This is a genomic window from Arthrobacter sp. ASL1, assembly GCF_056680475.1.
In genome coordinates this window covers 1,611,546-1,634,998 of the sequence record NZ_CM155284.1, presented here as the reverse complement: position 1 = coordinate 1,634,998, position 23,453 = coordinate 1,611,546, and the positions used below count along the sequence as shown (strand labels likewise).

Below are 23,453 nucleotides of genomic sequence, written 5' to 3'. Positions count from 1 at the left end.
CCGAAGGTCGCCCCGACGGCCAAGTCGGCCGCGGCCGAACGCGTCTCCTTCGCCAGGGAGACCGCCTCGTCATATGGATGCAGCTTGTTGCCATCGATCGTCGCGGCGACCACCCGCGACCCTTTGCCTTGAGCGAACCGGCACCGGGGCTCCCGGAATCCGTGGAGTGAACCATAGATTGCTCATCAACATGGCCACCGACTTCGACGGCCGCCTCGTGCTCAACCTGCAGGAGGCCGGCGCCATCGCGGGTTCGTGTCCGGCTCCCCACCTGTGGCTCAAGGGGCCCGCCACCATCGCAATGTGGGAACAACCCCCCGGTTTTCAAGATTCGTACCTGCGTGCCCGGTCCCATCGGGTGTGCCGGGAACCATAGTGGCAAGTGCCTGCCCTCTCCGCACCTCGCCTACGGGGCAACATGACCAGGCGGGGCATCGGCCCGTTACCGGCATCGTCGGTCGGCGCCCAGGGCGCCGCTCCCGGGAACCCGGCCGAGTTGTTTCTTCCCATTGGCATCAAGACCTTTCGATGCATATGGTGAGGGCATGACAGCAAGGCCCCGGTGTTCAGGCGTCGTCGCCAGTTCAGCACGCACACAACCGGCGGTGGTGCTGAGCCGTCCCAAGCCTGTCGTCCCACACCGGCCGTTGCATTCGCCGGCACGCTAACCATGGGGTTCCCCGACGAATTCGTTGATGGACAAATCAATCCGGCCAACGCGCCCATTCCAGGGGTGGACAAGACATCCGGCGGGCTGATAGCCAACCTGCCGCCCGCATCCTTCTCCTTTGTGATGGCAACGGGAATCGTGTCTACCGGACTCGACGTCTACGGTGCGCCGTTGCCGGCCCTGATCTTGTTCATCATTGCGATTCTCGGTGGGCTGGTGCTCTCCGTGGCAACCGTGCTCCGGTTGACGGGGAAGTTCGGTCTTGTGATGCAGGATATTCGCAGTCCAGGTCGGGCATTCGGCTTTTTCACGCTCGTGGCTGCTGCCAATGTGGTTGGCACGCACTTCGAAATGTACGGATGGACCGGTACTGCCATAGCTCTCGCGGCGCTGAGCGCGGTCATTTGGACGCTGCTCAACTACATGTTGCCGACGGAACTGCTCGTCGCGGAGCGAAGAAGCCCGATTATGGCGGAAATCAACGGCAGCTGGTTCCTCTGGGTCGTGGGAACCCAGTCCCTGGCCGTGGCCGCATCAATGATGGCTCGGGTGGGCGGATCCGCACTCGTGGCCGCGGTTGCTGTCGGGCTCTGGGGCGTCGGAGTGATGCTCTATCTCATCGTCGCGACACTGGTCACGATCAGGCTACTCACCCATGCCGTGGATCCCGCCGCCCTGAGCCCGACGTATTGGATCTACATGGGGGCAACAGCCATCTCGGTGCTTGCCGGGTCGCAAATACTTCGGTTGCCCCCGGAGACGCCCGTTCTCGAAACCACGGCGCCCGTCGTCGCCGGCATCAGCTACATCCTGTGGGCTCTCGGCCTGTGGTGGATTCCATTGTTGGTGGTCTTCGGGATCTGGAGGCACTTCCTGCGACACCGGCCGCTCCGCTACGAAATCAGCCTGTGGAGCATAGTCTTTCCCCTCGGGATGTATGCCACGGCCAGCATGCTTTTCGGCAGGGTTGAAGGTCTGCACTTCATGGTCGTTCTCGGCGCGGTCGTCATCTGGGTGGCGGTACTCGCCTGGCTTGCTTCCACCTTCGCGATGATTGTTGCTGGCACCGCATGGCTTGGCCGACAGCGGGCCGGCCGCCATCCACGCTCGGGTTCACGGCGCTAGGTTCCACGCCGAGACCGGATCACCGCGGCCGCTTCCCATTGCCATTCCGTTTTCGGGCGGCCAGGTGGCGGGTTCTCCAGACGGACCATGTGGCGTATTCGCGTTTGACCACGTGCAGGTGGCCCGCGGTCATTGCGGGTGCCGGACCTCGGCGAGCGACTTGGTGCCCTCCAGTTCCGCGGGGCTGCAGACGCCAATCAATGGCCCGGCATGATCGCCTGCGGATTCGACCGTGCTGCTGAAAACCGACGCCGAGGTTCGCCAACTGCTCCAGTCCGGATACCCGACGAATGACGGTTTCCCGCGATGGCCACACATGTAGATGGACCCCGGACATTTAGCAACTGTTGCTTCTAAGTTCTTTCGGTCGCGCCCGCATGCCGGGTATGGCTAGCTCCGGTAGCCGAGACGCGCACCCATGTGAAACTGAGTCTCTTGACTTGAACCCCAGTTTCATTACACACTGATGTGACACAGACCACCCTGATCAGAGGAGCGGCGATGTACGCCACCTTGTCCGTCGCTGCCATCCTGGCAGAATCCGCCCACCGCTTCGCCGATCGTCCGGCAGTGACCCTGGGAGGCGAATCGGTCAGCTACGCCGATCTCTGGGGCCAGACGCGTGCCTATGCGGGGGCGCTCCGCGACGCCGGCGTGGAGCCGGGTTCGCGGGTCGCCGTGCTCATCCCCAACGTGACCGACTTCGCGCGCACCTACTACGCGGTGCTGGCCCTGGGCGGGACCGTCGTGCCCATCCACGCGCTGCTCAAACGCCACGAGATCGAATACATCCTGCGCGATGCGGAGGCGGGCCTGCTGGTGTGTGCCGCACCGCTGCTGGAGCAAGGGGCCCAGGCGGCCGAGGCTGCCGGCGTCGATGTCCTGACAGTGCTGGCTCCCGAGGCAGGGGACCACGATCGTCTCGAGGACCGCGCCGCCGCCGCGGAGCCGATCGGCACGTACCTGCCCATGCGCCCGGACGACATCGCCACGATCCTCTACACGTCGGGGACCACCGGCAAACCCAAGGGGGCGCTGGGCTGCCACTTCGCGCTGCTCGAACAGGTCAACGTCCTGCTCACCAGCACCTTCGACTTCCGCGAGGGCGACCGCATCTTCGGCGGCCTGCCGCTGTTCCACACGTTCGGGCAGACCGTCGTGCTCAACGCCGGACTGCGCGCCGGCGCGGAGATCATGCTGCTGCCCAAGTTCACGCCGGCCGCGGCCCTGGACATGGTGATCGACGAGAAGATCGAGATCTTCTGCGGGGTGCCGACCATGTACCTCGCGCTGCTGCAGGCCTTCCGCGACCGGCCGGAAAAGCCCACCGCGCTGCGCTACGCGGTCTCCGGCGGTGCCTCGCTGCCGATGGCTGCCCTGGAGGCCTTCGAGGAGAACTTTGGGTCGAAGGTGTACGAGGGATATGGACTCACGGAGACGTCCCCTGTCGCCACCTTCAACCACGTCGGCCGCCCGCCGGTGCCCGGCACGATCGGCACGCCCATCTGGGGTGTCGACGTCGAGATCGCGCGCCCCGAAATCCTCGACGCCATAGAGCTGCTGCAGCGCGGGGAACTCGGCGAACTCGTGGTCCGCGGCCACAACCTCTTCGCCGGTTATCTGAACCGCCCCGAGGCAACGGCCGAAGCGATGGTCGACGGCTGGTTCCGCACCGGCGACCTCGGCACCAAGGACGAGGACGGGTACCTGCGCATCATGGACCGCAAAAAGGACATGATCCTGCGCAACGGATACAACGTGTACCCCCGCGAGGTCGAGGAGTACCTGATGAAGCATGCGGAGATCTCCAATGTCGCCGTCTTCGGCATCGAGGATGTGATGCATGGCCAGGAGATCGTCGCCGCGGTGACCCTCGTCCCCGACAGCCAGCTCACGCCGGACGCCATTCGCGACTATGCCTCCGACGGGTTGGCCGCCTACAAGTACCCCCGGGTGGTGCGGATCGTCAGCGAATTCCCGGTCGGTCCCAGCGGGAAGATCCTCAAGCGCGAACTGGTGGCGGAGTACCAGACGGACTAACCGTCCCAGTTGCCACCTCCGGGACCCGGGCGTTCAGTGCCTGGGTCCTGCGGTGTCGGCCGGCTTCAGGCCCGGGTGCGACTTCGCGACCGCCGCTGCCAAGGGCCCGGAGGGTACGAGGTGGCTGACGACGGCCAGCGTGCGATTCAGCCAGCCCGGGATGGCGACGGTCCGGCCGCGGTCCAGGGCCTCGATCCCGAACCCCGCCACCCGGGAAGGGGAGAGCCACATCGCCTTCGGCAGGGTGGCCGCCGCCGCGTCGGCCGGGAACCCGGCGCGCTCGCCGAACCCCGTGGCGACAGGCCCCGGGCACAGGACCGTCGCCACGACCCCTGAGCCCGCAAGTTCCGCAGCGAGGCTGCGTGTGTACGAGAGCACGAACGCCTTGGCCGCCCCGTAGCTGGCCTGCCCGGGCAGGGGCTGGAAAGCGCCGGTGGAGGCGACATTGAGGACGGCGCCGCTGCCACGGGCGACCATGTCCGGCAGAAAACGCGTGGTGAGGTCGAGCACCGCCGCCACATCGACCTCCAGGACCCGCAACTCGGCGGCGGTGTCCGAAGCGCTGATGGCACCAGTGGTGGCGACGCCCGCATCGTTGACCAGAATCTCGATCCGGCGGCCCTGGGCCGCGACCCGTTCGGGAAGCGCCGCGCGGCCGGCCGGATCGGCGAGATCGACAGCGATGACCGAGGCGCTACCGCCGCGCGCGATGATGTCCGCCGCGACGGCCTGCAATGGTGCCTCGCGTCGGGCGACCAGGATGACGTGGTGGCCACGGGCGGCGAGTTGGCGTGCCAGTTCCGCGCCGATCCCGGATGAGGCGCCAGTGACCAGCGCGGCTCCGGTGTTCGAGGGGTGGGGCAATGGCATGTTCGGCCTTCCGTCAGGTAATGGTCCCAGTAGACCACTAACCGGGGACGGCACCGGGTCAGAGCCGCCGCTGGGTGCCCACGGGGAAACGGCGGCGGGAAAGCTCCACCTGGTCCGGGTCGATGTCCACGATGAGCAGCCCGGGTCCGGTGCCGAGTCCGCCCAGCACGGTGCCGAAGGGGTCGATGACCGAGCTGTGCCCGACCGAAACCGGTGCAGCCTGGCACGCCCCGACGGCAAAACTGCAGGTCTCGATGGCGCGGGCTGCTGTGAGGACCTGCCACTGTCGGGTCTTGCCCGCTCCGGGTACCCAGGAGGCGCAGACCAGCAGCACGTCCGCTCCGGCGTCGACGAGGGACCGGGACTGCTCGGGGAAGCGCAGGTCGTAGCAGGCCTGCAGGCCGAAGCGCACGCCGTCGAGTTCGAACGTCACCGGGGCGGCGTCCGGTGCCGGCTCGATGTAGTCGGATTCGGCGTACCCCTGGGCGTCGAAGAGGTGGATCTTCCGGTAGGCGGCCAGCCGCCGGCCGGAGTCGTCGAAGGCCACCAGCGTATTGAACGCCTTGCCTGGCCGCGTACCGGTCTCCACCACCCCGGCAACCAGGGCCACTGAGTGCCGGGCGGCGATCCGCGATAGCTCGGTGCAGATCGGCCCGTCCAGGGGTTCGGCGACCTCCGGGAACGTGGCGTCCACAGCGTTCTTCTCGTACGTCGCGTACTCCGGCAGCACCAGCAGCTGGGCACCGTTGCCCGAGGCTCGCCGGGCAGCAGCTTCGATTGCGCGCAGGTTGGCATCGACGTCGTGCCCCGAGGCCATCTGTCCCACGGCGATGCGCATGCGTTTCCTCCGTCTTCGCCCGGCAGGGCCGGTTGTCCCGGGCCGTGGCCCGATTCCTAGACTGCCACTTCGTCGGTGGATTTCATCTCCGGTGGGGCCACGCGGAATCCCCGGGTGATGATGGCCAGCACCACCACGCCGACGGCCAGCCAGATCAGGCCCAGCGTCAGGGCATGCACGTCCAGCTGCGAGAGCAGGAAGCCGCAGATGATGGCCCCGATCCCGGGGATGACGACCCAGCTGACGACGTTCAGGTGCCGACCGGCCCGGGCCTCGCGGACGTAGTGGAACACCACCGACACGTTGACCAGCGTGAACGCGGTGAAGGCCCCGAAGTTGATGAACGAGGTCGAGGTGGCCACGTCCATGAAGATGGCGATCAGGCCGACGGCACCGGCGATGAGCAGGTTCAGCACGGGGGTGTGGAAGCGCTCATTGAGGCGGCCGAACACTGCCTTCGGCAGGACCGAGTCGCGGCCCATCGCGTAGAGCAGGCGCGATGCACTGGCCTGGGCGGCGAGCCCCGAGGAGAACTGCGCGACGACCAGCCCGGCAAGGAAGACCGCCCCGAACACGGTCCCGCCGATCTGCAGGGCGATCGAGCTGGCCGCGGAGGCGGAGTCCTCGAACATCCCTCCCGGGTGGACCAGCTGGGTGGTGTAGGAGACCAGGACGAAGATCCCGCCGCCGATCAACGCGATGAGCATGATGGCGCGCGGCATGTTCTTGCGCGGTTCGATCGTTTCCTCGGTCAGCGTGGTGACGGCGTCGAAACCCAGGAACGAGTACGCGGCGATGGCCGCCCCGGCGGTGATGGTGCCGAAGCTGGAGGTCGGGTTGGTGAACGGGCCGGCGCTGAGGAGCCCGCCGGCGCCGTCGGCGGAGAAGACGTGGCCGATCGACAGCACGACGAAGAAGACGATGACCAGTATCTGGAAGGTCATGAGGACGTAGTTGGCCTTGTCGGCGACCTGGATGCCCAGGATGTTCAGCGCCGTGGTGATGGCGATGAAACCGATGATCCACACGGCCATCGGGATGCCCGGGAACTGCGCGTTGAGGTAGGAGCCGCCGATCAGCCAGATCACCATGGGCAGGAAGAGGTAGTCCAGAAGGATCGCCCACCCGACGAGGAAGCCGGCCCGGGGGTCGATGGACCGGCGCACATAGGTGTAGGCGGAACCGGCCACGGGGTAGGTGATGGCCATGCGGCCGTAGCTGTGCGCGGTGAACAGCATGGCGATCATCGCCACCAGGTAGGCGGACGACGAGGCCCCGCCGGTCTCCTCGGCGATGACGCCGAAGATCCCGAGCACGATCAGCGGCGTCAGGTAGGCCAGGCCGAACAGGACCAGCGAGGGGAGCTTCAGGGTCCGGGTCAGGGTGGGTTGCGTGCTCATGGGGTGCTCCTGGGGGATCGGTGCTGTGGGGTCCAGGTGACGGGATCGATGCGCCCGTCGTAGACCGGGAGGTGGATGGGTGCCTCGCCGGGCCGGAACTGCGACCACATGCGGTTCACCCCGGCGGTGCCGTTTTCACGGACCCGTGCGACGGCGGAGAGGTCGAGTTCGGCGGTGAGCAGCTTGGGTTCGGCGTCGGCGGCCTCGGCGATGACCTCGCCCTCGGGGCCGACAATGATGCTGCGACCTTTGCCCACGGGTCCGGCGCAGTTCACCGAGACCATGAACACCTGGTTCACGATGGCGTTCGCCCGGGCCAGGACGAGCTCCTGGGCGCGATCGGCGGTGGTGGTCTTGACGACGTTGAGGATGACCTCGGCGCCCATCCAGGCCAGCTGGCGGGTGGTTTCCGGGTACCAGGCGTCGTAGCAGATGTTCAGCCCCACCCGGGTCTGCTCGAGGTCCGCGGTGGCAAACGTCGAGCCCGGGTCGTAGGGCTCGTGCGGGCGCCACGGGAAGATCTTGCGGTAGCTCGCTGCGATCTCACCGACTGGGGAGAGGACCAGCTCGGTGTTGAAGAGTTCGCCGTCGGGACCGCGCTCGCAGACGCTGCCCGGGACCAGCCAGATGCCCAGGTCGCGGGCGATGGCCCGCAGGCCGTCCACCCGCGGGCCATCGAGCGGCTCGGCGGCGCCCTGCAGGGCCTCGGTGCGCTGGAGGTCGGGCGACCCGTCCCCAAACAGATGCAGTTCGGGGAACACCACCAACCGGGCGTCGGGTCGGGCGGCCAGCGCATCGGACACCTCGGCGGCGAAGGCGGAGAGCGGTTCGCCGATGAGGCGTGGGGCAGCCTGGGCGGCGACGAGCGGCAGTGTCGAGGTCATGTTGGGCTCCGGACGTTGTTGTGACTCAGCACATAATAGATCACAATGAACGAATAGAAAACTAGTACGACGACGGACCTAGAGTAGGAGCATGAGCGTGCCTGACGAAGAACCCGGCGACGAGTCGCCCATCGGCGGCGTGGCGCTGGCCGGCATCGAGCGGATCACCGCCATCGACGCCGTGCGCACACGTATCGCGATGGCCATATCGCTGGGTCTGCTGCGTCCGGGGGAGCGGCTGCCGGACCAGCATGAGGTCGCCGCCGGCCTCTCGGTCGGCACGATCACCGCCCGCCGGGCGCTGACCAGCCTCGCCGGCGAGGGGATCGTCGTGCGCCGTCGCGGCCGCCATGGTGGAACCTTCGTGGCCGAGGATCCGCCCGTGGAGGCGCTACGGGCCCTCGCCGTCGGCCCCACCGATTTCGCCGCAGTGCACCGGCTCGTGGACCGGCGGTTGCTCTTCGAATGTTCGGTCACGCACTTCGCCGCCTTGACCGCCACGGAGGGCGAGTTGGCGGAGCTCGATGAACTGACCGCGACGATGGCGGCATCCGCGACGTGGGCCGAATACCACCAGGCCGACGAACACTTCCATCGCCTGGTGGGAGCGGCGGCCGGGATGAACGGTGCGACGGAGCAATACCATCGCACCTTGGCAGAGCTCTACGCCTACTTCATTCCGTACCCGATCAATGAGCTGCACACTGCGAACGCCGACCATGTCGAGCTGGTGGCCGCACTCCGGGACCGGGATGTCGTTCGGGCCGTGGAGATTTCCCGGCGCCATGTCGATGTCCTGCATCGCACCATGTTCATGGGGCTGCTGGAGTCCGGATAGCCCTGGACTGTTCCCCTCATGATGCCGGGGTGGCCGCACCTCCGGAACGTGGGGAGGGTCCGAGGCTGTCGTAGGCAAATTCGACGAGGTAGTCATTCAAGGCGGTGGAGGCGGCGGCAGCTCCTGGCTCGTCGGCAGTGAGGATCGCCTTGAGGATCCTTTGGTGGAGCCGTGCCCCCACGTGGATGTGGTGTTCCTGGTCCCGCATGTGCGCGATCCAGAATCTGCGGGACAACGCCTGTGCCGGAGCCAGCGCCTCGGAGACGTAGTCGTTGTCGGCCGCGGCGGTGATCAGGTGGTGCGTGGTGCTCACGGTCTCGAGGTAGGTCACCAGTGTGAAGGTTTCCTCCTTTAGCCGCCGCACCATGGCGGTCATTTGCTCTTGATCGCCAGTCCCGGCCCGCTGGCAGGCCAACGTGACCGCGAGGACCTCCAGGGCGCGGCGCATTTCCAGCAACCGCAGCTGAGACTCCACGGACGTCGCGGGAATGAGCACGCCCTTGTTCGGATGGATCTGCACCATCCGTTCACGAGCCAGGCGTTGCAGGGCCTCGCGGATCGGGGTGCGGCCATAACCGGTCATCTCGGTCAGGCGGGATTCGGAGACCAGTGACGCCGGGGCAATCTCCTGGAAGACGATCATCCGTTCCAGCTCCGCGTACGCGCTTTCGGCCTTTCCCATGGCTGGCATCTCCCGACCTCCCCGTGACTGTTCCGCAATGTGGCGGGGTCTGTAACCCCTCGAACCAACGTATGCGACAAAGCATTGACTTCTTGTGATCTTACCCATATGTTACCGATATATCGGTTGCACATCGTTTCGGAGACGGGCAGCCTGACCCCTTGATACGGAGGCTTCCCTTGAATACCCCACCCCGGATAGAAAAACGGACCATTGATTTCATTCCGGACGCCGAGCGGCACGGTTCGCCCCGGAGCCTGTTTTTCGTCTGGTTCGCAGCCAACACCTCCATCACGGCGGTGGTGACCGGTTCACTGTTCGTCGTCCTGGGGAACTCCGCCCTGTGGGCCATCCCCGCCGCGGTGATCGGCAATATCCTCGGCGGGTTCGTCACGTCGCTGCACTCCGCCCAGGGCCCGATCCTCGGCGTTCCCCAGATGATCCAAAGCCGGGCGCAATTCGGCTACTACGGAGCGATCCTGCCGCTGGTCCTGTCCCTGATCATCTACCTCGGCTTCTACGCCACCGGCCTGGTGCTCGGAGGCCAGGCCATCGGGGATCTTCTCCACATCCCCACCCAGGCAGGCGCCATCATCTTCGCAGCGCTCTCCACGCTGCTCGCCATCGTCGGCTACCGGTACATCCACAAGTTCTCCAAGGTGGCCACGGCGTTGAGCGCAGTGGTCTTCGTGGTGCTGTTCATCCGCATCCTGGCCGGGCCAGGGGCCGGGATGCTCACGCAGGATGCCGGCTTCGCCGTCGCTCCCTTCGTGCTGGGGATCTCCCTCGCCGCATCGTGGCAATTGACGTTCGGTCCCTACATTGCTGACTATTCGCGCTACCTGCCCCGTAACACCTCCAAGGCGGCCACCATGGGCTGGACCTTCGCCGGAAGCGTCATCGGTGGTTCCCTGGCCATGACGCTGGGCGCTCTGGGAGCCACCTTGGGCGGGGACAGTTTCAGTGCCAACCAAGTCGGATATCTCGCGGACCTGGGCGGAAAATTCGCCTGGCTAGTGCTGCTGGCCGTGATCTGTGGCAAGCTCACCGGCAATACGCTGAGCACCTATGGAGGGTTCATGTCGCTGGCGACAATCGTCACGGCGATCACCCGCACAGAACTGGTCGGACGGGTGGGCCGGACCATCTACATCCTGCTCATTTCGGCCGCAGCCCTCGGCCTGGCCCTGGCGGCGACCAACAACTTCGTCGCCACCTTCACGAACTTCCTGCTGTTCCTCCTCTACTTCATGACCCCCTGGTCGGCCATCAACCTCGTCGACTTCTATTGGGTCCGCAAGGAGCGCTACAACGTGGAGGCCCTCTTCCAGCCGGACGGCGAATACGGACGGACCAATTTCGTGGCCATCGCTGCCTATGCCGCCGGTGTCCTGGTCCAGATCCCCTTCATGAACAGTCCGATCTACGTCGGACCGATCGCCGACTGGTTGGGTGGAGCCGAAATTGCCTGGTTGATCGGGTTGGTCGTTTCCGGGGCAGGCTACTACGTCTTCTCCCCAGCCCGTAGGACGCTTCGACAGCACCCGGTAGCACAAGACGCCGGTGACATGAACCCCTCCCGCTAACCCCTCGAACGAACACGATAAGGAAACCCATGAAATACGATCCACGTACCGAAAAAAGCCCGCTGCCCTTCGCTCCGTTCAAGGCGCTCACCGTGCCCCGTCCCATCGGCTGGCTCTCGAGCACCAGCACCGAGGGGCTGGACAATATCGCCCCCTATAGCCAGTGGCAGAACCTGACGTTCGACCCGCCCATGGTGATGTTCGCGGCCAATCAATATCCCGATGGACGCCGCAAGGATACCGTCATCAACGCGGAGGAAACCGGCTGGTTCGTCTGGAACATGGCCACATGGGACCTCCGGGAGGCAGTCAACACCAGTGCCATGGCCCTGCCGCGCGGGGAGAGCGAATTCGACCGGTTGCACGTCACCCGCCGCAGCGCCGAGTTGTCGGCGGCGCCGATGGTAGCCGAAAGCCCCTTCCACTACGAATGCAAGTACCTGTCGACCCACCGGTTGTCCGGCAACTCCAAGGTCGGGAGCATCGACGTCGTCTACGCGACCGTCGAGCGGATCCATCTCGATGAGTCCGCACTGACGGCCGACGGCCGGATCGACATCGCCAAGGTCAAGCCCATTGCCCGCATGGGCTATTACGACTACGCGGTCGTCACGGACACCTTCGAGATGCGCGTCCCCCAATCCGACGCCGATGAGATGGCAGGTTTGGCAGGCCAGCCGGGCTGACCCGCGGCCACGTGAACGCCGGCCGCCGCGCGGGTGCCCCACGCAGGCAGGGGCTCCCGACCGGTAGTCTCGGGGAAACCCGAGCGGAAGGCTTTCCATGCGCGAACTGGTCTACTACATCGCCGTCTCCATCGACGGCTACATCGCGGGGCCCGGCGACGAGATCGACTTCTACCCCAGTTCCGACGAGTACATGGCGCACATGCTTGCCGAGTACCCGGATACGATCCCCTCCCACATCCGCTCCCAGGTAGGGCTGGCGGATACGCCGCTGAAGACCTTCGACACGGTCGTGATGGGCCGGCGCACCTATGAGCCCGCGCTCGCCGAAGGCATCACCAGCCCTTACTCACACCTGAAGCAGATCGTCTTCTCCTGTAGCCCGGCGCAGCGGAACCCGGCGGTGGCCATGATGTCGGAGGACCCCGTGGATGTGGTCCGATCGCTGAAGTCCGAGGACTCTGCGCTGGACATCTACCTGGCCGGTGGCGGCGAACTCGCCTCCGTTCTGCTGCCAGAGATCGATCGGCTCATCGTCAAGCAATACCCAGTGGTCGCCGGTGCCGGTAGGTCGGCATTCTCCGGGGCGTTTTCGCCCACGGTCTTCGACCTCGAGGACATCTCGCGCTTCGACGGCGGCAACGCGATCATGACGTACATCCGCCGCCCGGACGAGGAGGAGCAGGCATGAAGAACCCGAGCGCCGTCTTGCGCGGCATCCGCGACGTGGGCATCGAGGACCGTCCCGTTCCGACGCCCGCGCCCCACGAAGTGGTCGTCGCCGTGAAGGCCACGGGCATCTGCGGCTCGGACGTGCACTACTACGAGCACGGCAGGATCGGGGACTTCATGCTCGAGGCCCCGATGGTCATCGGCCACGAATCGGCAGGGGTCATCACCGCGGTGGGTGCGGACGTCGATCCGGGCCGCATGGGCGAAACGGTCGCGCTGGAACCCGGCGTTCCCTGCCGTCGCTGCGAACAGTGCCGGTCCGGGCGCTACAACCTGTGCCCCGACGTCGTCTTCTTCGCCACACCGCCCGTGGATGGATCGATCGCCGGATTCGTCGCCATCGACGCCGACTTCGCCCACCGGGCCCCGGACGGACTGACGTTCGAGCAAGCGGCCATGGCCGAACCGGTGTCCGTCGGCGTGTGGGCCGCCCACAAGGCAGGGGTCACGGCGGGGGACCGTGTGCTGGTGACCGGAGCCGGGCCGATCGGGCTCTTCGCGGCCCAGGTCGCGCGTGCCCAAGGAGCAGTGGACGTCACGGTCACGGACCTCAGCGAGTACCGGCTGGCCGTTGCCAGGGGCCTCGGATTCCGGGCGGTCGGGGCCGATGGCGAGCTGCCCGCAGGCTTCACGGTGCTGCTGGAATGCTCCGGTGCGCAGGCGGCGATTGGATCGGGACTGCGGGCGCTGGGCCCCGCCGGGCGGGCCGTGCTGGTGGGCATAGGGGCCGATGAGGTCTCGGTCAGCGTCCCCCTGATCCAGGGACGGGAGCTGTCGATCACCGGCGTTTTCCGCTACGCCAACACCTATCCGACGGCCCTGGCTCTGATCGCCGCGGGTGCAGTCGAAACGGAGCCGCTCATCACCCACCGGTTCCGGTTGGAGGAGACCGAGGCGGCCCTGACGCTGGCCCGCCGCGAACCGGAGTCGCTCAAGGCGGTGGTGCTGAACTGAACGCGACCCGCCCATGAAAACGACGCCGGCCGGCTCCCCGGACAGGGGAGACGACCGGCGTCGATGTGTTGCTGCTTGACCTAGTTGGCCGAGGGCAGGACGAACGCCGAGTCGACGTTGATGGTCACCTTGTCGCCGACCAGCACGCCGCCGGCCTCGAGCGCGGCGTTCCAGGTGATGCCGAACTGCTTGCGCGAGATCTGGGTGGTGGCGGAGAACCCGGCGCGGGTGGCGCCGAACGGGTCGACGGCGACGCCGCCGAACTCGACCTTGAACTCGACCGGGAGGGTGGTCTCCTTGATGGTCAAGTTGCCCTTGAGGACGAAGTCTTCCTGGTCGCCTGCGGCGCCGGTGGAGACGAAGGTCATTTCGGGGAACTGCTCCACGTTGAAGAAGTCCTCGCCCTTGACGTGGCCGTCGCGGTTCTCGTCATTGGAATCGAAGGAGGCGGTCTTCACGACGGCCTCGACCTTCGAGCCCTCGATGGATTCGCCGACCACCAGGGTGGCATCCGACTCGGTGAACGCGCCGCGGACCTTGCTGATGCCTGCGTGGCGGACGCTGAATCCGACCTCGGTGTGGGACTGATCGAGCTTCCAGGTGCCGGGGGTGAGCGTAACTGACATGTTGGACTCCTTTGCTTTTCTCCGGCTGAACCGGGAGGTTTGTATGCTTATGCATATAACTATGACACTACATGATTGAAGTGTCAAGCATTTTTTTGAATCGATTTCCACGCATCGCTCGACAGGGGCGCCATCGGCGGAATCGTGGGGCGGGTCGCGGCCTTGCGAAGCCGCGGGATTGCCACGCTGCCGCCTGGAGTCGCCATGAACACCGCTTTCCAGTCGTCGGTCCCCGAGGCGCAGCCGACCATCGCCTACCAACGCGACGTCGCCGCGCCCGTCGGTTCCCTCTTCCGCCCCCATGCCGACCCGGAGCTCCTGGCAGGGTGGGCTGGACCAGAGGTGGCCGGCATCCGGATGACGCGCTTCGATGTCCAACCCGGTGGGGGATACGCCGACCAGCAGGTGGACGAACAGGGCCGCGGGCACGACACCAACGGCATCTTCCACGCGGTCGTCGAGTACGAACTGATGATCAAGACCAGGGAATTCGACGGCGTTCTGGAGATGGTCGGCCTCGAATCGGTGGTCTTCACCGACCTGGGACAGGGGCGCAGCCGCTTGTCCGGACACAACGCCTACCGCACCCAGGACGCACGCAACGCCATGGCCTCCGGCGGTATGGAAAGGGTGTTGGCCGACGGATTCGACGGGTTGGACCAGGTGCTCGCCGGAATGCACGACGGCGGACGCGGGCTCCCGTTGGCCAGTGGCCCGGGGTGGTACGGTGCGGGTCGCTGTGCGCTATGGCCGGGGCTTGACGGCGGTGGAGGCCTCGTCGCCGTCTTCGCGGTAGCGGGCAGCAAGTTCGGTGCGTGAACCGACACCGAGCTTCGCGTAGATCCGGGTCAGGTGGTACTGCACGGTCTTGATGCTGACGAAGAGCTCCTCCGAGGCCTGCTTGTTGGTGTTGCCGGCCGCCACCAGCTGCGCGACCGCCTGTTCCTGGGCCGTCAGCGAGGGGAGGCCCTCGTGGTCCGTGCGGGACATAGCCGAACCGCACGCCTGCAATTCACGTTCGCAACGCTTCACGTAGGTGTCCGATCCCAGGGCATCGAATTCCTCCCGCGCCGCAGAGAGCATCGAGGCCGCTTCGCGTCGTTTGCCCGCCCGGCGCAGGGTCTGTCCGTAGGCGAAATACACCCGGGCGCGTTCGTAGGGCATGTTCAGCGACGACAGGCTGTCCAGCCCCGTCTCGAATGCCTCGGTGGCGGCGTCGATCCGTCCCTGGGCGCCGAGGATCCGACCGCGGACGTAGGAGAGCCGGGCGATCTCCGATTTCCTGTCGCGGTTGGCCGCCGCGGCCTCGAACGGGCGCAGGAACACGTCGGCCTCCTCCACACGGTCCTTCATGACGAGTGCATTGGCGTAGACGTCCTGCCAGGGCCAGAACCCGGGCTCGTCGATCCCGCGACCATGTGGCATGCCCAACAGCGGTTCCAAGGCACGAAGTACACCGTCGTAATCGGTCTTGGCTTCCGCAGCGTAGGCCAATGCCGTGCGGTAGGGCAGGACCATGATCGGGTAGTTCTCCGTGTTCGCCCGGCCGTCGTTCAGATGGCCTGCGACGAGCTCCCAGTTGCCACGCAAGGCGTGGATGCGGGTGGCAATCCCATGGAGCAGAGGGCGGATGGTTTCCATTCCGGTGCGCTCCTGCAGTACGACGGCCTCGTCCACGGTGCGCAGGGCGGCATCCCAGTCGCCTGAATGGAAGTGGGTCTGTGCCAACCATGCGCGGGCCCAGAGGGAAATGCGGTAGGAGCCGGAACTGAAATCGGTGCATACGGCCGCGGCCAGTTCGACCCGTGCGGCACTGAGGCGGTCCGTGGCCGCATCCAGCCACCCCATGGACATGGACACTCGCTGACGCTGGGCTCCCAGGTCCTCGCGCTTGAGAAGCGATGCGTAGCATTCGGTGGCCTCGGACATCCTGCCGGTTGCTCCCAGCCCGAGCCCGCGGATGGCTTCGGCCTCGATGTAAGCGGGGCTGCCCTCCTCGGCCAGCGAGGTGGCTTGTTCGGCCCAATTGACCAGGTCGACCCCGTCGAACCGTACCAGCGCATCCAGCACCCGGCGCAGGGCGATGGTCCCGGCCAGGGCGGGTTCGTGGCGGGCGTTGACCCGCCGCCAGGCACGCTCCAACTGCGTTCCGGCGTCGGCCTGGCGGCCTTGCAGGATGGACACGTATCCCGAGACGGCGTCCCGGGTCGGGCCGGTGTCGTCGTTGCCGATCTCGTCGGCATAGGTGAGCGCGCGGGGCAGTTCGCCGGCGGCCACCAGGGCATCGATGGCCTCGAGTTGCAGGGCGTGGCTGGCGGAATCGACGGGGTGCAGATGGGCGGCCGAGAGCAGCGCGTCGGCTGCCTTCGACCACGCGCCGGTTTCCGCCTGGCTCGTCGCGTACGCCTCGAGTTCCCCGGCCAATCCGGCTTCAGGCAGCAGGGCCGCCGCTGCCCGGTGTGCCAGGGCCATGCCCGGGTCCGGAAGGAGGTCGGCGGCCGCACGGTGGAGCCCGATCCTGCGGGACAAGGCCATGGAGTAGTAGACGGCCGATTGGGCCACGGTGCTGGGGAACGCGACGGCCACGTCCCCGCCATTCCCGATCACGTCCAGCAGTCCATGGACCTGCGCCGCATCGAGGGCGGGCAGGGGGTCATCGATGCCGGCCAGCCGGGTGGCATGCACCAGGGCGCTGGAGTGCCCCAGAACGGCTGCCGCCTCCACCAGGGACCGTGCCGGATGCCCCACGGAGTCCAGCTGCGCCACCGTGGCGTCCACCAGCGTCTGTGGGGCGGGCAGCGGGCCCCGCCATTGGCTCCACGCCCTGGCGGGTACCTCCCGCAGGAGATCCAGGATATGGCGCGCATTGCCGGCTGTGTGTTCGGCGAGCTGGTGGGCCATGGGGGCCGTCAACGGCACGCCGGCCCGGTGCAGGGCCAGCTCGCGCACCGCCGAACCATCCAGGGGCCCCAGCATCAAGCGGGTGGAATCGAGGCTTTCGAGCACGTCTCGTGTGGCGGAGGGCAGTCGATGCTGCTCTGCGGGATGCAAGGCGAGGATGATGAGCAGTTTTTCGCCGTGGAGGTTGTGGGCCAGGCTCGTGAGGGCATCGAGGCTGGCCCGATCAGCCCAATGGAGGGAGTCGACCCAAAGAACGGAGGCGGTGCGGTTTCCCCGTTCACGGAGCTTGCCCAGGATGCGCCGAACTGCCTCGAGGGCGTGGCCTTCCGCTGCCAGTCGGCCGGCTTCGGCGTCGAGCTGGGCCAGCAATCCGCCCGGCTCCTCCACCTGCCACGCGGTGCCGTGGGCGCTCAGGAAATGGTGTCGAGGTTGTCCGGCAAGGAAGGTCTCGACCAGGGCCGTAGCGCCGCACCCCTCGGGCCCGGAAACGACCGCCAGCTGTGGCGAGCCGTCTGCGGCCTCGGCCAGCAGGCCGGACAGGGCCGCCAACTCCGGGCCGAGGGCGATGAGCCCGTGGCCCGGAGCGGCAGCCCCGTCGAGATCGTGGTGGTCCATAGCGTGCCAGCATACTGTGTGCTGCGCGTCTCCCCACGGGCGCGACCCGCAACGGGTCGCTGGCGCCTATCTGGTACGTGTGGTGGGCCGCCCCATTCCGGCGGCGTCTGGTGTGGTGGCCTGTGCCGATACCGGTTCGTGCTGGGAGGGGCGTCGGGGGACGAAGAACGTCACGAGGGCCCCGCACGCGGCGACACCAGCGAAGACATAGAACGCCATGCCGTCCTGGACGCCGGCAGCCATGAGGAACCCGCCGACCAGCGGGCCAAAGATGCCGCCGAGTCGACCGAACCCGGCGCACCATGCGACTCCCGCTCCGCGCGCGTTGCTGGCGTAGTAGTTCGAGACCATCCCATAGATGAGCACCTGCGTACCGATGGTGCCGACCCCGGCGAGTGCCATGAGTGCCATCAGGATGCCCAAGGGCATGTGCAGGGTCAGCAGGATCATGGCGGCGGCGGCCAGGAAGAACGTCGTGGACACCACGCGCTTGGCGCCCACCCGGTCTGCTGAGATGGAGGCGATCACGCCGCCGGCGATGGCACCCGCGTTGAGCACCAGCAGGAAGCTGAGCGAATAGGCGGGCCCGTATCCGAAGGTGCGCATGATCTGCGGCAACCACGTGTTGAGGCCATAGGTCAGCAACAAGCCCGAGAAGCTCATCAGGCCGAGCAGGGCGGTGGGGAGTGCATAGCGGCGCGTGGCCAAGGCGCCGAAGCCGACCTTCTCGCGCACCTGCTCCACGGAGCCCGTCTCGGTGGGGATCGGAAGGACGATCCCGATTTTTGCAGCCAGGGACTGGGCCTCGGCACGTCGCCCGCGGGCGAGCAGCCATTGCGGCGACTCGGGCAGGCGCAGAAGGGCCATGGGCAGCAGGAAGAGCAGCGGCAGCGCGCCGATGAGGAACAAGCCGCGCCAGCCGATGGCGTCACCGAGCACGATGGCCAACAGGGATGCGGCCACGCCGCCCGCGGGGACTCCCGAGTAGACGATGGCGTTGTAGAAGTTCCGCTTGCCTGCCGGGGCGAATTCGGCAACGATCGCGCCGGCGGTTGCAACGAGTGCGCCGACGCCGATCCCGGTGAGAAAGCGCAGGATGCCGAAGGCCAGAACGCTGGTCGCCATGGACGTCAGGGCCATGCCGACGGAGAACCAGATGATGCCGCAGATCATGATCCGACGACGGCCCAGATAGTCACCGACCGCTCCGGTGCCCAGTGCCCCGGCCATCACCCCCATGAGGGCGTAGCTGCCCAAGGCTCCTGCCTGTGCGGGGTCCAGTGCGCCGATCTGGCTGGGGTCCTCCAACAAGGTGGAGAGGACCGTGCCGTAGACGACGAGGTCGTACCCGTCGAAGATGAGGGCGGTTGCCGCGATGGCGACGACCCATCGGACGGTCTTCTTCTGGCGCGAGGAAACAGCTAATTCCGAGGTGCTCATGTGGTGACTCCATTGTCATCAAGGGGCGTTGGATGCCCAGCCACCCCCGGAAACACGTGTTTCTGGGGGTGGCAAAAGCCGCGCGGGGGTAGGCCGCGAGGGTACTACTGGTGAAACGTTCTAGCCCAGGTCACCGCCGGCGACGGGCAGGACGCTGCCCGTGATGTTCGATGCCTCGTCGGAGGCAAGGAAGGCAATCGGGGCGGCCTGCTCGTCCAAGGTGCCGTAGCGCTTGAGCAGCGACGAGTCGATGGTCTGGTCGATGTGGGCCTGGTGCCAGGCCCGCTCTTCCTTGTCCTGGGGTACCGGGGTTCCGCGCGAGATCTTGCGGGGCGGCGCCTCGGTGCCGCCGGGGGCGGTGGCGACCACTCGGATCCCGTGGCCGGCATACTCCATCGCGAGCGAGGCGGTGAGTGCATTGACTGCACCCTTCGCCGCGCTATAGGGGATGCGGTGGATGCCACGGGTGGCGGCGCTGGAGACGTTCACGATGACACCCGAACCCTGCTGGACCAGCTGGGGCAGCACGGCCCGGCAGGCATACAGGGTCGTCATCAGCGAACGATTGATCTCCGCGCGGATCTGGGTGTCCGTGAACTCGGTGAATGGCTTGAAGTTGATCGCACCACCGACGTTGTTCACCAGCACGTCGACGCGCCCGAACTCCTCCACTGCAGCGGCAATGGCCGCCTCGGCCCCGGAGAACGACTCCAGATCCGCCGTCACGCTGGTGGCCCGCCCCCCGGCGGAGCGCAGCTCTTCCGCGGTTTCGTGGACCAGCTCGGCGCGGTCGACGAGGACGACCGAACCACCTTCGGCGGAGATCCTGCCGGCGACGGCGCTGCCGATTCCCTGGGCGGCGCCGGTGACCACGACGACTTTGCCCTCGAAGCGGCCCGGGTGGAACGAGCTCATGCGCTCACGCCGTGGCTGGAGGAGTTTGCCATGGCAGCACGCATGGTGGCCTTGGCATGCTCGTTGTGCGCGATGATGCACTTGCGGGCAGCCGCCTGGTCGCCACGCTCGAATGCGTCCACTAGTTCCAGGTGGTCGTCGGCAACGGCACCATCGACCCAATTGCCGTTTTTCAGCACCTGGTCCATCATTCCCTTGACGCCCAAGCGGGAGTACGCCTCGCGCAGGAACTGGTTGCCGGTACTGGCGAACAGGAAGTCGTGGAAGGCTGCATTCGACGCGGTGAATCCCTGTGCGTCGACGAAGCGCTCGTCGCCCAACGACGTGCCGGCCAATTCGGCCAGGATCCGGTACTCGGCGAGCTGGCCGTCGGTGAGCCGGTTCATCATCAATTCCATCGCGCCGAGCTCCAACGCCATGCGGGCGTCGAATTCGGCCTCGACGGTTGCGTGTTCCTCGCCGATCTCGTATTCGGCGGCCTGCGGTGCGGCCGTCTCGGCAGCAGCCTCGGCAGCCGGTGCCTCGGTTTCAGTAGCCGGAGTCTCCGGCACGGCTTCCTTCTCGGCGGCGGCAGCGGCGGGGACCGCCAGCGCGAACTTCTCGTAATAGAAGTTCACCGGGTTGATGCCCTCCGCCGTGAGGTGCTTGCGGACACCCTCCACCATGGGAGGTGGGCCGCAGAGGTAGATGTCCACATCGCCGTCGTTCAGGTGTGCCGGCTGGAAGTGGTTGGTGACGTAGCCCTTCTTCTCGGCCGCACTCTCCGGATCGCCGACGACCACATCGAAGGTGAATCCGTCGATCTTTGAGGCGTAGTCCTCCAGGACATCGACCTCGACGAGGTCCAGGTCGGAGGTGACGCCGTAGATGAGGTGCACGGGGTGGGCCGTCGTCTCGGCGGACATCTTCTCCAGCATCGAGAGCAGGGGGGCCAGCCCGGTGCCGCCAGCCAACAGCAGTGCGGGACGCTTGATCTCGCGCATGAAGAAGCTGCCCATCGGGCCGGTCAGCTTGAGCTGGTCGCCTTCCTTCGCGGTGTCGCGCAGGTAGGAGGACATGACGCCCTTGTCGGTGATGCGGATCAGGAACGACAGCGTGTCGGCGGTGGGGCCGGAACTGAAGGAGTAGGAACGTTCCTGGTCGGTTCCCGGGACCGAGACGTTGACGTACTGTCCGGGCAGGAAGGCCAGGGCATCGCGGTTCTCGATGGCGACGTCGAACCCGTAGGTGGTGTCGGAGAGGCGGCGGATCCGCTGGAGCGTCGCGTCGAAGACGCCGGCGGCGGTCTTGGCGACGTCCGAGGTCGTGGGGATCTGCAGGACGAGGTCCGACTGCGGGACCATCTGGCACGGCAGCGCGTATCCGGCCTCTGCTTCCTCATCGGTGAGGGCATCCTCGATGTAGTCACCGCCGTCGTACTTCCCGGATTCACAGAAGGACTTGCATGTGCCACACGCGCCATCTCGGCAATCCAGCGGAATGTTGATGCGTGCCTTGTAGGAGGCGTCGGCGACGGTTTCGTTCGGCCCGCACTTGATGAAGCGGGTGATCCCGTCTTCGAAGCTCAGGGCAACCTGGTAAGTCATGAAATCGCTCTTTTCAGGTGGATCAGATGTGGTAGATGTCCACGACGTGGTGGATGTAGTCGTTTTTCAGGACGACCTTCTTCTTCAGGATCTGCGGCTGCGGGCCGGACAGGTCGATCGTGTAGAACGATGTGCCGAAGTAGGTGTCCACGTTGTCGTAGCGGAAGTAGAGGGTGAACCAGTTGAAGCGGACGTCCACCTGGTCCCCACGGTGCTCAACGATCTCCACGTTGGAGATGTTGTGGCCGGTGCGCGGCTCGGGGAGGCTGGTCGCCGAGGAACGGTCCGTCCGGATGCGGAACACCCGGTCCTCGAGGCCGCCACGGTTGGCGTAGTAGATCAGCGAGATCTCGCGCTGCGGGTTCTCGGTGAGCGTCCCGTTGTCGTCCCAGGCCGGCATCCAGAATTCGGCGTCCGGGTGGTAGCAATCCACCCACTGTTCGAATTCGCGGTCGTCCAGGAAGCGGGCCTCGCGGTAGAGGAACTGGCTGATGCGGTGGAGTTCGGTGATGTGTTGCTCGTCGCTGAGGGCAGCTGCGGATGTATCTGTGGTGGTCATGCTCGTGGTCCTTTCGTCGTCTCGCTCTAGTGTCCGCAGCCGGTGGAGGGCTCCGCGGCGGCCTGGCCGGCGGGCCGCTGCGCTGCTTCGCGCTCCTCGGCGGCAACCGCTGCGCGCATTTCCTGCGCCCAGTAGTTGTGCTGGATGGGGTAGAGCCCCTCGTCTTCGGTCATCGCGCCACTGGAGATCGGGTTGATGCCGATGCCCTGGGCCGTCTCGTCCGGGCCAGCAATCTGGTGTTCCACGCCGCGGCTCATGTCGTTCCAGGGGGCCTTCTTGGCCATGTAGGTCTTCTGGCAGGACCGGAATTCCTCCAGGTCATCCGGGGTGGCCATGCCCGAGGCGTTGAAGAAGTCCTCGTACTGGCGGATGCGGTTGGCACGGGAAGCATCGGACTCGCCCTTGGGGGCGATGCAGTAGATGGTGACCTCGGTCTTGTCCACGGCGATCGGCCGGAAGTGGCGGATCTGCGAGGAGAACTGGTCCATCAGATACACGTTCGGGTACAGGCACAGGTTGCGCGAGGCGCCGACCATGAACTCGGCCTTCTTCTCGCCGAACTCTTCCTTCCACTGATCGAGCTGACCGTAGTTCGGGCGGTCCTGCGGGTTGCCCCACCACATCCACAGCAGCAGGTGGCCGTGGTCGAAGGAGTAGTAGCCGCCGCCCTGTTTGCCCCAAGTTCCGGCGTCCATGGCCTTGGTCTCGTTGGCGGACTCGCCGCTGGTACGCCGGGCCGTGGTGGCCGCGTAATTCCAGTGGGTGGCCGAGACGTGGTAGCCATCGGCGCCGTTTTCGGCCTGCACCTTCCAGTTGCCGTCATAGGTGTAGGTGGACGAACCACGCAGCACCTCGAGGCCCTCGGGGGACTGGTCGACGGTCATGTCGATGATCTTGGTGGCGTCGCCGAGGTGCTCCTCGAGTGGCTTGACGTCGGCATTGAGCGAGCCGAAGAGGAAGCCGCGGTAGCTCTCGAAACGGGCGACCTTGGTCAGGTCGTGGGAGCCTTCCTTGTTGAACTGCTCCGGGTAGCCGCCGGTGCGCGAGTCCTTGACCTTGAGCAGCTTGCCGTCATTGCGGAAGGTCCAGCCGTGGAACGGGCAGGTGAAGTTCTTGCGGTTGTCCGTCTTCTTGCGGCACAGCATGGCACCGCGGTGGCTGCACGCGTTGATGAGGCAGTTGAGCTCGCCGTCCTTGCCGCGAGAGATGACCACGGGCGAGCGGCCGATGTAGGTCGTGAAGTAGTCGCCGACCTCGGGGATCTGCGATTCGTGGGCCAGGTAGACCCAGTTCCCCTCGAAGATGTGCTTCATCTCGAGTTCGAAGATCTCCTCGTCGGTGAAGATCTCGCGCTTGGTCCGGTGGATGCCCTCCTCCGGGACTTCGACAACGGCGTCCTGGAGGCGCCGGCTGACCTGCTCGAGGGTTTCTGTCATCGTGTTCTCCTATGCTCCGGATGGGCTTGGCAGCCCCGGGCCGACCATTCGGTCGGTTCACGTCATCCAT

At 66.3% G+C, this 23,453-nt stretch carries 20 protein-coding genes; 8 read left to right on the top strand and 12 right to left on the bottom strand.

All coding sequences use genetic code 11. From position 1 onward, the window contains the following. Positions 1 to 670: 670 nt before the first annotated feature. Positions 671 to 1,795, top strand: coding sequence for a tellurite resistance/C4-dicarboxylate transporter family protein (locus AC1MEQ_RS07695; protein ID WP_479795435.1), 1,125 nt, complete (start codon positions 671 to 673; stop codon positions 1,793 to 1,795). Positions 1,796 to 2,296: 501 nt separating this feature from the next. Continuing rightward, on the top strand, positions 2,297 to 3,835 hold the full coding sequence (locus AC1MEQ_RS07690) for a long-chain-fatty-acid--CoA ligase (protein WP_479795434.1): 1,539 nt from the start codon (positions 2,297 to 2,299) through the stop codon (positions 3,833 to 3,835). 33 nt (positions 3,836 to 3,868) lie between these two features. On the opposite strand, the gene AC1MEQ_RS07685 is transcribed toward AC1MEQ_RS07690, so the two are convergent. The 4 genes from AC1MEQ_RS07685 to AC1MEQ_RS07670 are packed head-to-tail and all read right to left on the bottom strand — an operon-like array spanning position 3,869 to position 7,827. Continuing rightward, positions 3,869 to 4,705 (bottom strand): SDR family NAD(P)-dependent oxidoreductase, encoded by an 837-nt coding sequence (locus tag AC1MEQ_RS07685; protein ID WP_479795433.1) that lies wholly within the window; start codon positions 4,703 to 4,705, stop codon positions 3,869 to 3,871. A gap of 58 nt (positions 4,706 to 4,763) precedes the next feature. Next, positions 4,764 to 5,543, bottom strand: coding sequence for a nitrilase-related carbon-nitrogen hydrolase (locus tag AC1MEQ_RS07680; protein ID WP_479795432.1), 780 nt, complete (start codon positions 5,541 to 5,543; stop codon positions 4,764 to 4,766). A 56-nt stretch (positions 5,544 to 5,599) separates the two neighbouring features. Next, positions 5,600 to 6,943, bottom strand: coding sequence for an APC family permease (locus AC1MEQ_RS07675; RefSeq protein WP_479795430.1), 1,344 nt, complete (start codon positions 6,941 to 6,943; stop codon positions 5,600 to 5,602). Next, positions 6,940 to 7,827 (bottom strand): carbon-nitrogen hydrolase family protein, encoded by an 888-nt coding sequence (locus AC1MEQ_RS07670; RefSeq protein WP_479795428.1) that lies wholly within the window; start codon positions 7,825 to 7,827, stop codon positions 6,940 to 6,942. The genes AC1MEQ_RS07675 and AC1MEQ_RS07670 overlap by 4 nt, the downstream gene beginning before the upstream one ends. Positions 7,828 to 7,918: 91 nt before the next feature. Between AC1MEQ_RS07670 and AC1MEQ_RS07665 the strand changes: the two genes are divergently transcribed. Continuing rightward, positions 7,919 to 8,665 (top strand): FadR/GntR family transcriptional regulator, encoded by a 747-nt coding sequence (locus AC1MEQ_RS07665; RefSeq protein ID WP_479795426.1) that lies wholly within the window; start codon positions 7,919 to 7,921, stop codon positions 8,663 to 8,665. 16 nt (positions 8,666 to 8,681) lie between these two features. On the opposite strand, the gene AC1MEQ_RS07660 is transcribed toward AC1MEQ_RS07665, so the two are convergent. Then, complete coding sequence (locus AC1MEQ_RS07660) at positions 8,682 to 9,347, bottom strand: GntR family transcriptional regulator (protein ID WP_479795422.1); 666 nt, start codon at positions 9,345 to 9,347, stop codon at positions 8,682 to 8,684. A 179-nt stretch (positions 9,348 to 9,526) separates the two neighbouring features. Between AC1MEQ_RS07660 and AC1MEQ_RS07655 the strand changes: the two genes are divergently transcribed. The 4 genes from AC1MEQ_RS07655 to AC1MEQ_RS07640 all read left to right on the top strand — a co-directional run bounded on the left by AC1MEQ_RS07655 (position 9,527) and on the right by AC1MEQ_RS07640 (position 13,305). Beyond that, positions 9,527 to 10,933: a purine-cytosine permease family protein gene (locus tag AC1MEQ_RS07655; protein WP_479795420.1), complete on the top strand. Its 1,407-nt coding sequence runs from the start codon at positions 9,527 to 9,529 to the stop codon at positions 10,931 to 10,933. Between the two features lie 29 nt (positions 10,934 to 10,962). Beyond that, the gene (locus AC1MEQ_RS07650) at positions 10,963 to 11,619 is read left to right on the top strand and encodes a flavin reductase family protein (protein WP_479795419.1); all 657 of its coding nucleotides are present in this window, start codon (positions 10,963 to 10,965) and stop codon (positions 11,617 to 11,619) included. Between the two features lie 97 nt (positions 11,620 to 11,716). After that, a complete protein-coding gene (locus AC1MEQ_RS07645) occupies positions 11,717 to 12,310 on the top strand; it encodes a dihydrofolate reductase family protein (RefSeq protein ID WP_479795417.1) in 594 nt (197 codons plus the stop codon). After that, positions 12,307 to 13,305, top strand: coding sequence for an NAD(P)-dependent alcohol dehydrogenase (locus AC1MEQ_RS07640; RefSeq protein WP_479795415.1), 999 nt, complete (start codon positions 12,307 to 12,309; stop codon positions 13,303 to 13,305). Before AC1MEQ_RS07645 ends, AC1MEQ_RS07640 begins: the two co-directional genes overlap by 4 nt. Positions 13,306 to 13,385: 80 nt before the next feature. Here AC1MEQ_RS07640 and AC1MEQ_RS07635 read toward each other — a convergent pair whose 3' ends face one another. Further along, on the bottom strand, positions 13,386 to 13,931 hold the full coding sequence (locus AC1MEQ_RS07635) for a YceI family protein (protein WP_479795413.1): 546 nt from the start codon (positions 13,929 to 13,931) through the stop codon (positions 13,386 to 13,388). A 204-nt stretch (positions 13,932 to 14,135) separates the two neighbouring features. On the opposite strand from AC1MEQ_RS07635, the gene AC1MEQ_RS07630 reads away from it, so the two are divergent. Then, positions 14,136 to 14,750 (top strand): SRPBCC domain-containing protein, encoded by a 615-nt coding sequence (locus AC1MEQ_RS07630; protein ID WP_479795411.1) that lies wholly within the window; start codon positions 14,136 to 14,138, stop codon positions 14,748 to 14,750. Here the strand turns inward: AC1MEQ_RS07630 and AC1MEQ_RS07625 are convergent. The 6 genes from AC1MEQ_RS07625 to benA all read right to left on the bottom strand — a co-directional run bounded on the left by AC1MEQ_RS07625 (position 14,676) and on the right by benA (position 23,383). Further along, positions 14,676 to 17,447 (bottom strand): helix-turn-helix transcriptional regulator, encoded by a 2,772-nt coding sequence (locus AC1MEQ_RS07625; RefSeq protein ID WP_479795409.1) that lies wholly within the window; start codon positions 17,445 to 17,447, stop codon positions 14,676 to 14,678. The two genes, AC1MEQ_RS07630 and AC1MEQ_RS07625, sit on opposite strands and share 75 nt — an antisense overlap. A gap of 66 nt (positions 17,448 to 17,513) precedes the next feature. Then, complete coding sequence (locus AC1MEQ_RS07620) at positions 17,514 to 18,887, bottom strand: MFS transporter (protein WP_479795407.1); 1,374 nt, start codon at positions 18,885 to 18,887, stop codon at positions 17,514 to 17,516. Positions 18,888 to 19,007: 120 nt separating this feature from the next. Next, entirely contained in the window at positions 19,008 to 19,802 is a 795-nt protein-coding gene (gene benD / locus AC1MEQ_RS07615) for a benzoate diol dehydrogenase BenD (RefSeq protein ID WP_479795406.1), read from the bottom strand. Next, positions 19,799 to 21,388 carry a benzoate 1,2-dioxygenase electron transfer component BenC gene (benC, locus tag AC1MEQ_RS07610; RefSeq protein WP_479795404.1) on the bottom strand — a complete coding sequence of 530 codons (1,590 nt, stop codon included), beginning with the start codon at positions 21,386 to 21,388 and terminating at the stop codon, positions 19,799 to 19,801. The genes benD and benC overlap by 4 nt, the downstream gene beginning before the upstream one ends. A gap of 22 nt (positions 21,389 to 21,410) precedes the next feature. Then, positions 21,411 to 21,947 carry a benzoate 1,2-dioxygenase small subunit gene (gene benB / locus AC1MEQ_RS07605; protein WP_479795402.1) on the bottom strand — a complete coding sequence of 179 codons (537 nt, stop codon included), beginning with the start codon at positions 21,945 to 21,947 and terminating at the stop codon, positions 21,411 to 21,413. Positions 21,948 to 21,973: 26 nt separating this feature from the next. Beyond that, the gene (gene benA / locus AC1MEQ_RS07600) at positions 21,974 to 23,383 is read right to left on the bottom strand and encodes a benzoate 1,2-dioxygenase large subunit (RefSeq protein ID WP_479795400.1); all 1,410 of its coding nucleotides are present in this window, start codon (positions 23,381 to 23,383) and stop codon (positions 21,974 to 21,976) included. Positions 23,384 to 23,453: the final 70 nt, after the last annotated feature.

Bases quoted from the DNA above. Each gene is read 5' to 3' on its own strand.
- AC1MEQ_RS07695 (WP_479795435.1), top strand. From the start codon at position 671: ATGGGGTTCCCCGACGAATTCGTTGATGGACAAATCAATCCGGCCAAC.
- AC1MEQ_RS07690 (WP_479795434.1), top strand. From the start codon at position 2,297: ATGTACGCCACCTTGTCCGTCGCTGCCATCCTGGCAGAATCCGCCCAC.
- AC1MEQ_RS07685 (WP_479795433.1), bottom strand. From the start codon at position 4,705: ATGCCATTGCCCCACCCCTCGAACACCGGAGCCGCGCTGGTCACTGGC.
- AC1MEQ_RS07680 (WP_479795432.1), bottom strand. From the start codon at position 5,543: ATGCGCATCGCCGTGGGACAGATGGCCTCGGGGCACGACGTCGATGCC.
- AC1MEQ_RS07675 (WP_479795430.1), bottom strand. From the start codon at position 6,943: ATGAGCACGCAACCCACCCTGACCCGGACCCTGAAGCTCCCCTCGCTG.
- AC1MEQ_RS07670 (WP_479795428.1), bottom strand. From the start codon at position 7,827: ATGACCTCGACACTGCCGCTCGTCGCCGCCCAGGCTGCCCCACGCCTC.
- AC1MEQ_RS07665 (WP_479795426.1), top strand. From the start codon at position 7,919: ATGAGCGTGCCTGACGAAGAACCCGGCGACGAGTCGCCCATCGGCGGC.
- AC1MEQ_RS07660 (WP_479795422.1), bottom strand. From the start codon at position 9,347: ATGGGAAAGGCCGAAAGCGCGTACGCGGAGCTGGAACGGATGATCGTC.
- AC1MEQ_RS07650 (WP_479795419.1), top strand. From the start codon at position 10,963: ATGAAATACGATCCACGTACCGAAAAAAGCCCGCTGCCCTTCGCTCCG.
- AC1MEQ_RS07645 (WP_479795417.1), top strand. From the start codon at position 11,717: ATGCGCGAACTGGTCTACTACATCGCCGTCTCCATCGACGGCTACATC.
- AC1MEQ_RS07640 (WP_479795415.1), top strand. From the start codon at position 12,307: ATGAAGAACCCGAGCGCCGTCTTGCGCGGCATCCGCGACGTGGGCATC.
- AC1MEQ_RS07635 (WP_479795413.1), bottom strand. From the start codon at position 13,931: ATGTCAGTTACGCTCACCCCCGGCACCTGGAAGCTCGATCAGTCCCAC.
- AC1MEQ_RS07630 (WP_479795411.1), top strand. From the start codon at position 14,136: ATGAACACCGCTTTCCAGTCGTCGGTCCCCGAGGCGCAGCCGACCATC.
- AC1MEQ_RS07625 (WP_479795409.1), bottom strand. From the start codon at position 17,447: ATGGACCACCACGATCTCGACGGGGCTGCCGCTCCGGGCCACGGGCTC.
- AC1MEQ_RS07620 (WP_479795407.1), bottom strand. From the start codon at position 18,887: ATGAGCACCTCGGAATTAGCTGTTTCCTCGCGCCAGAAGAAGACCGTC.
- benD (WP_479795406.1), bottom strand. From the start codon at position 19,802: ATGAGCTCGTTCCACCCGGGCCGCTTCGAGGGCAAAGTCGTCGTGGTC.
- benC (WP_479795404.1), bottom strand. From the start codon at position 21,388: ATGACTTACCAGGTTGCCCTGAGCTTCGAAGACGGGATCACCCGCTTC.
- benB (WP_479795402.1), bottom strand. From the start codon at position 21,947: ATGACCACCACAGATACATCCGCAGCTGCCCTCAGCGACGAGCAACAC.
- benA (WP_479795400.1), bottom strand. From the start codon at position 23,383: ATGACAGAAACCCTCGAGCAGGTCAGCCGGCGCCTCCAGGACGCCGTT.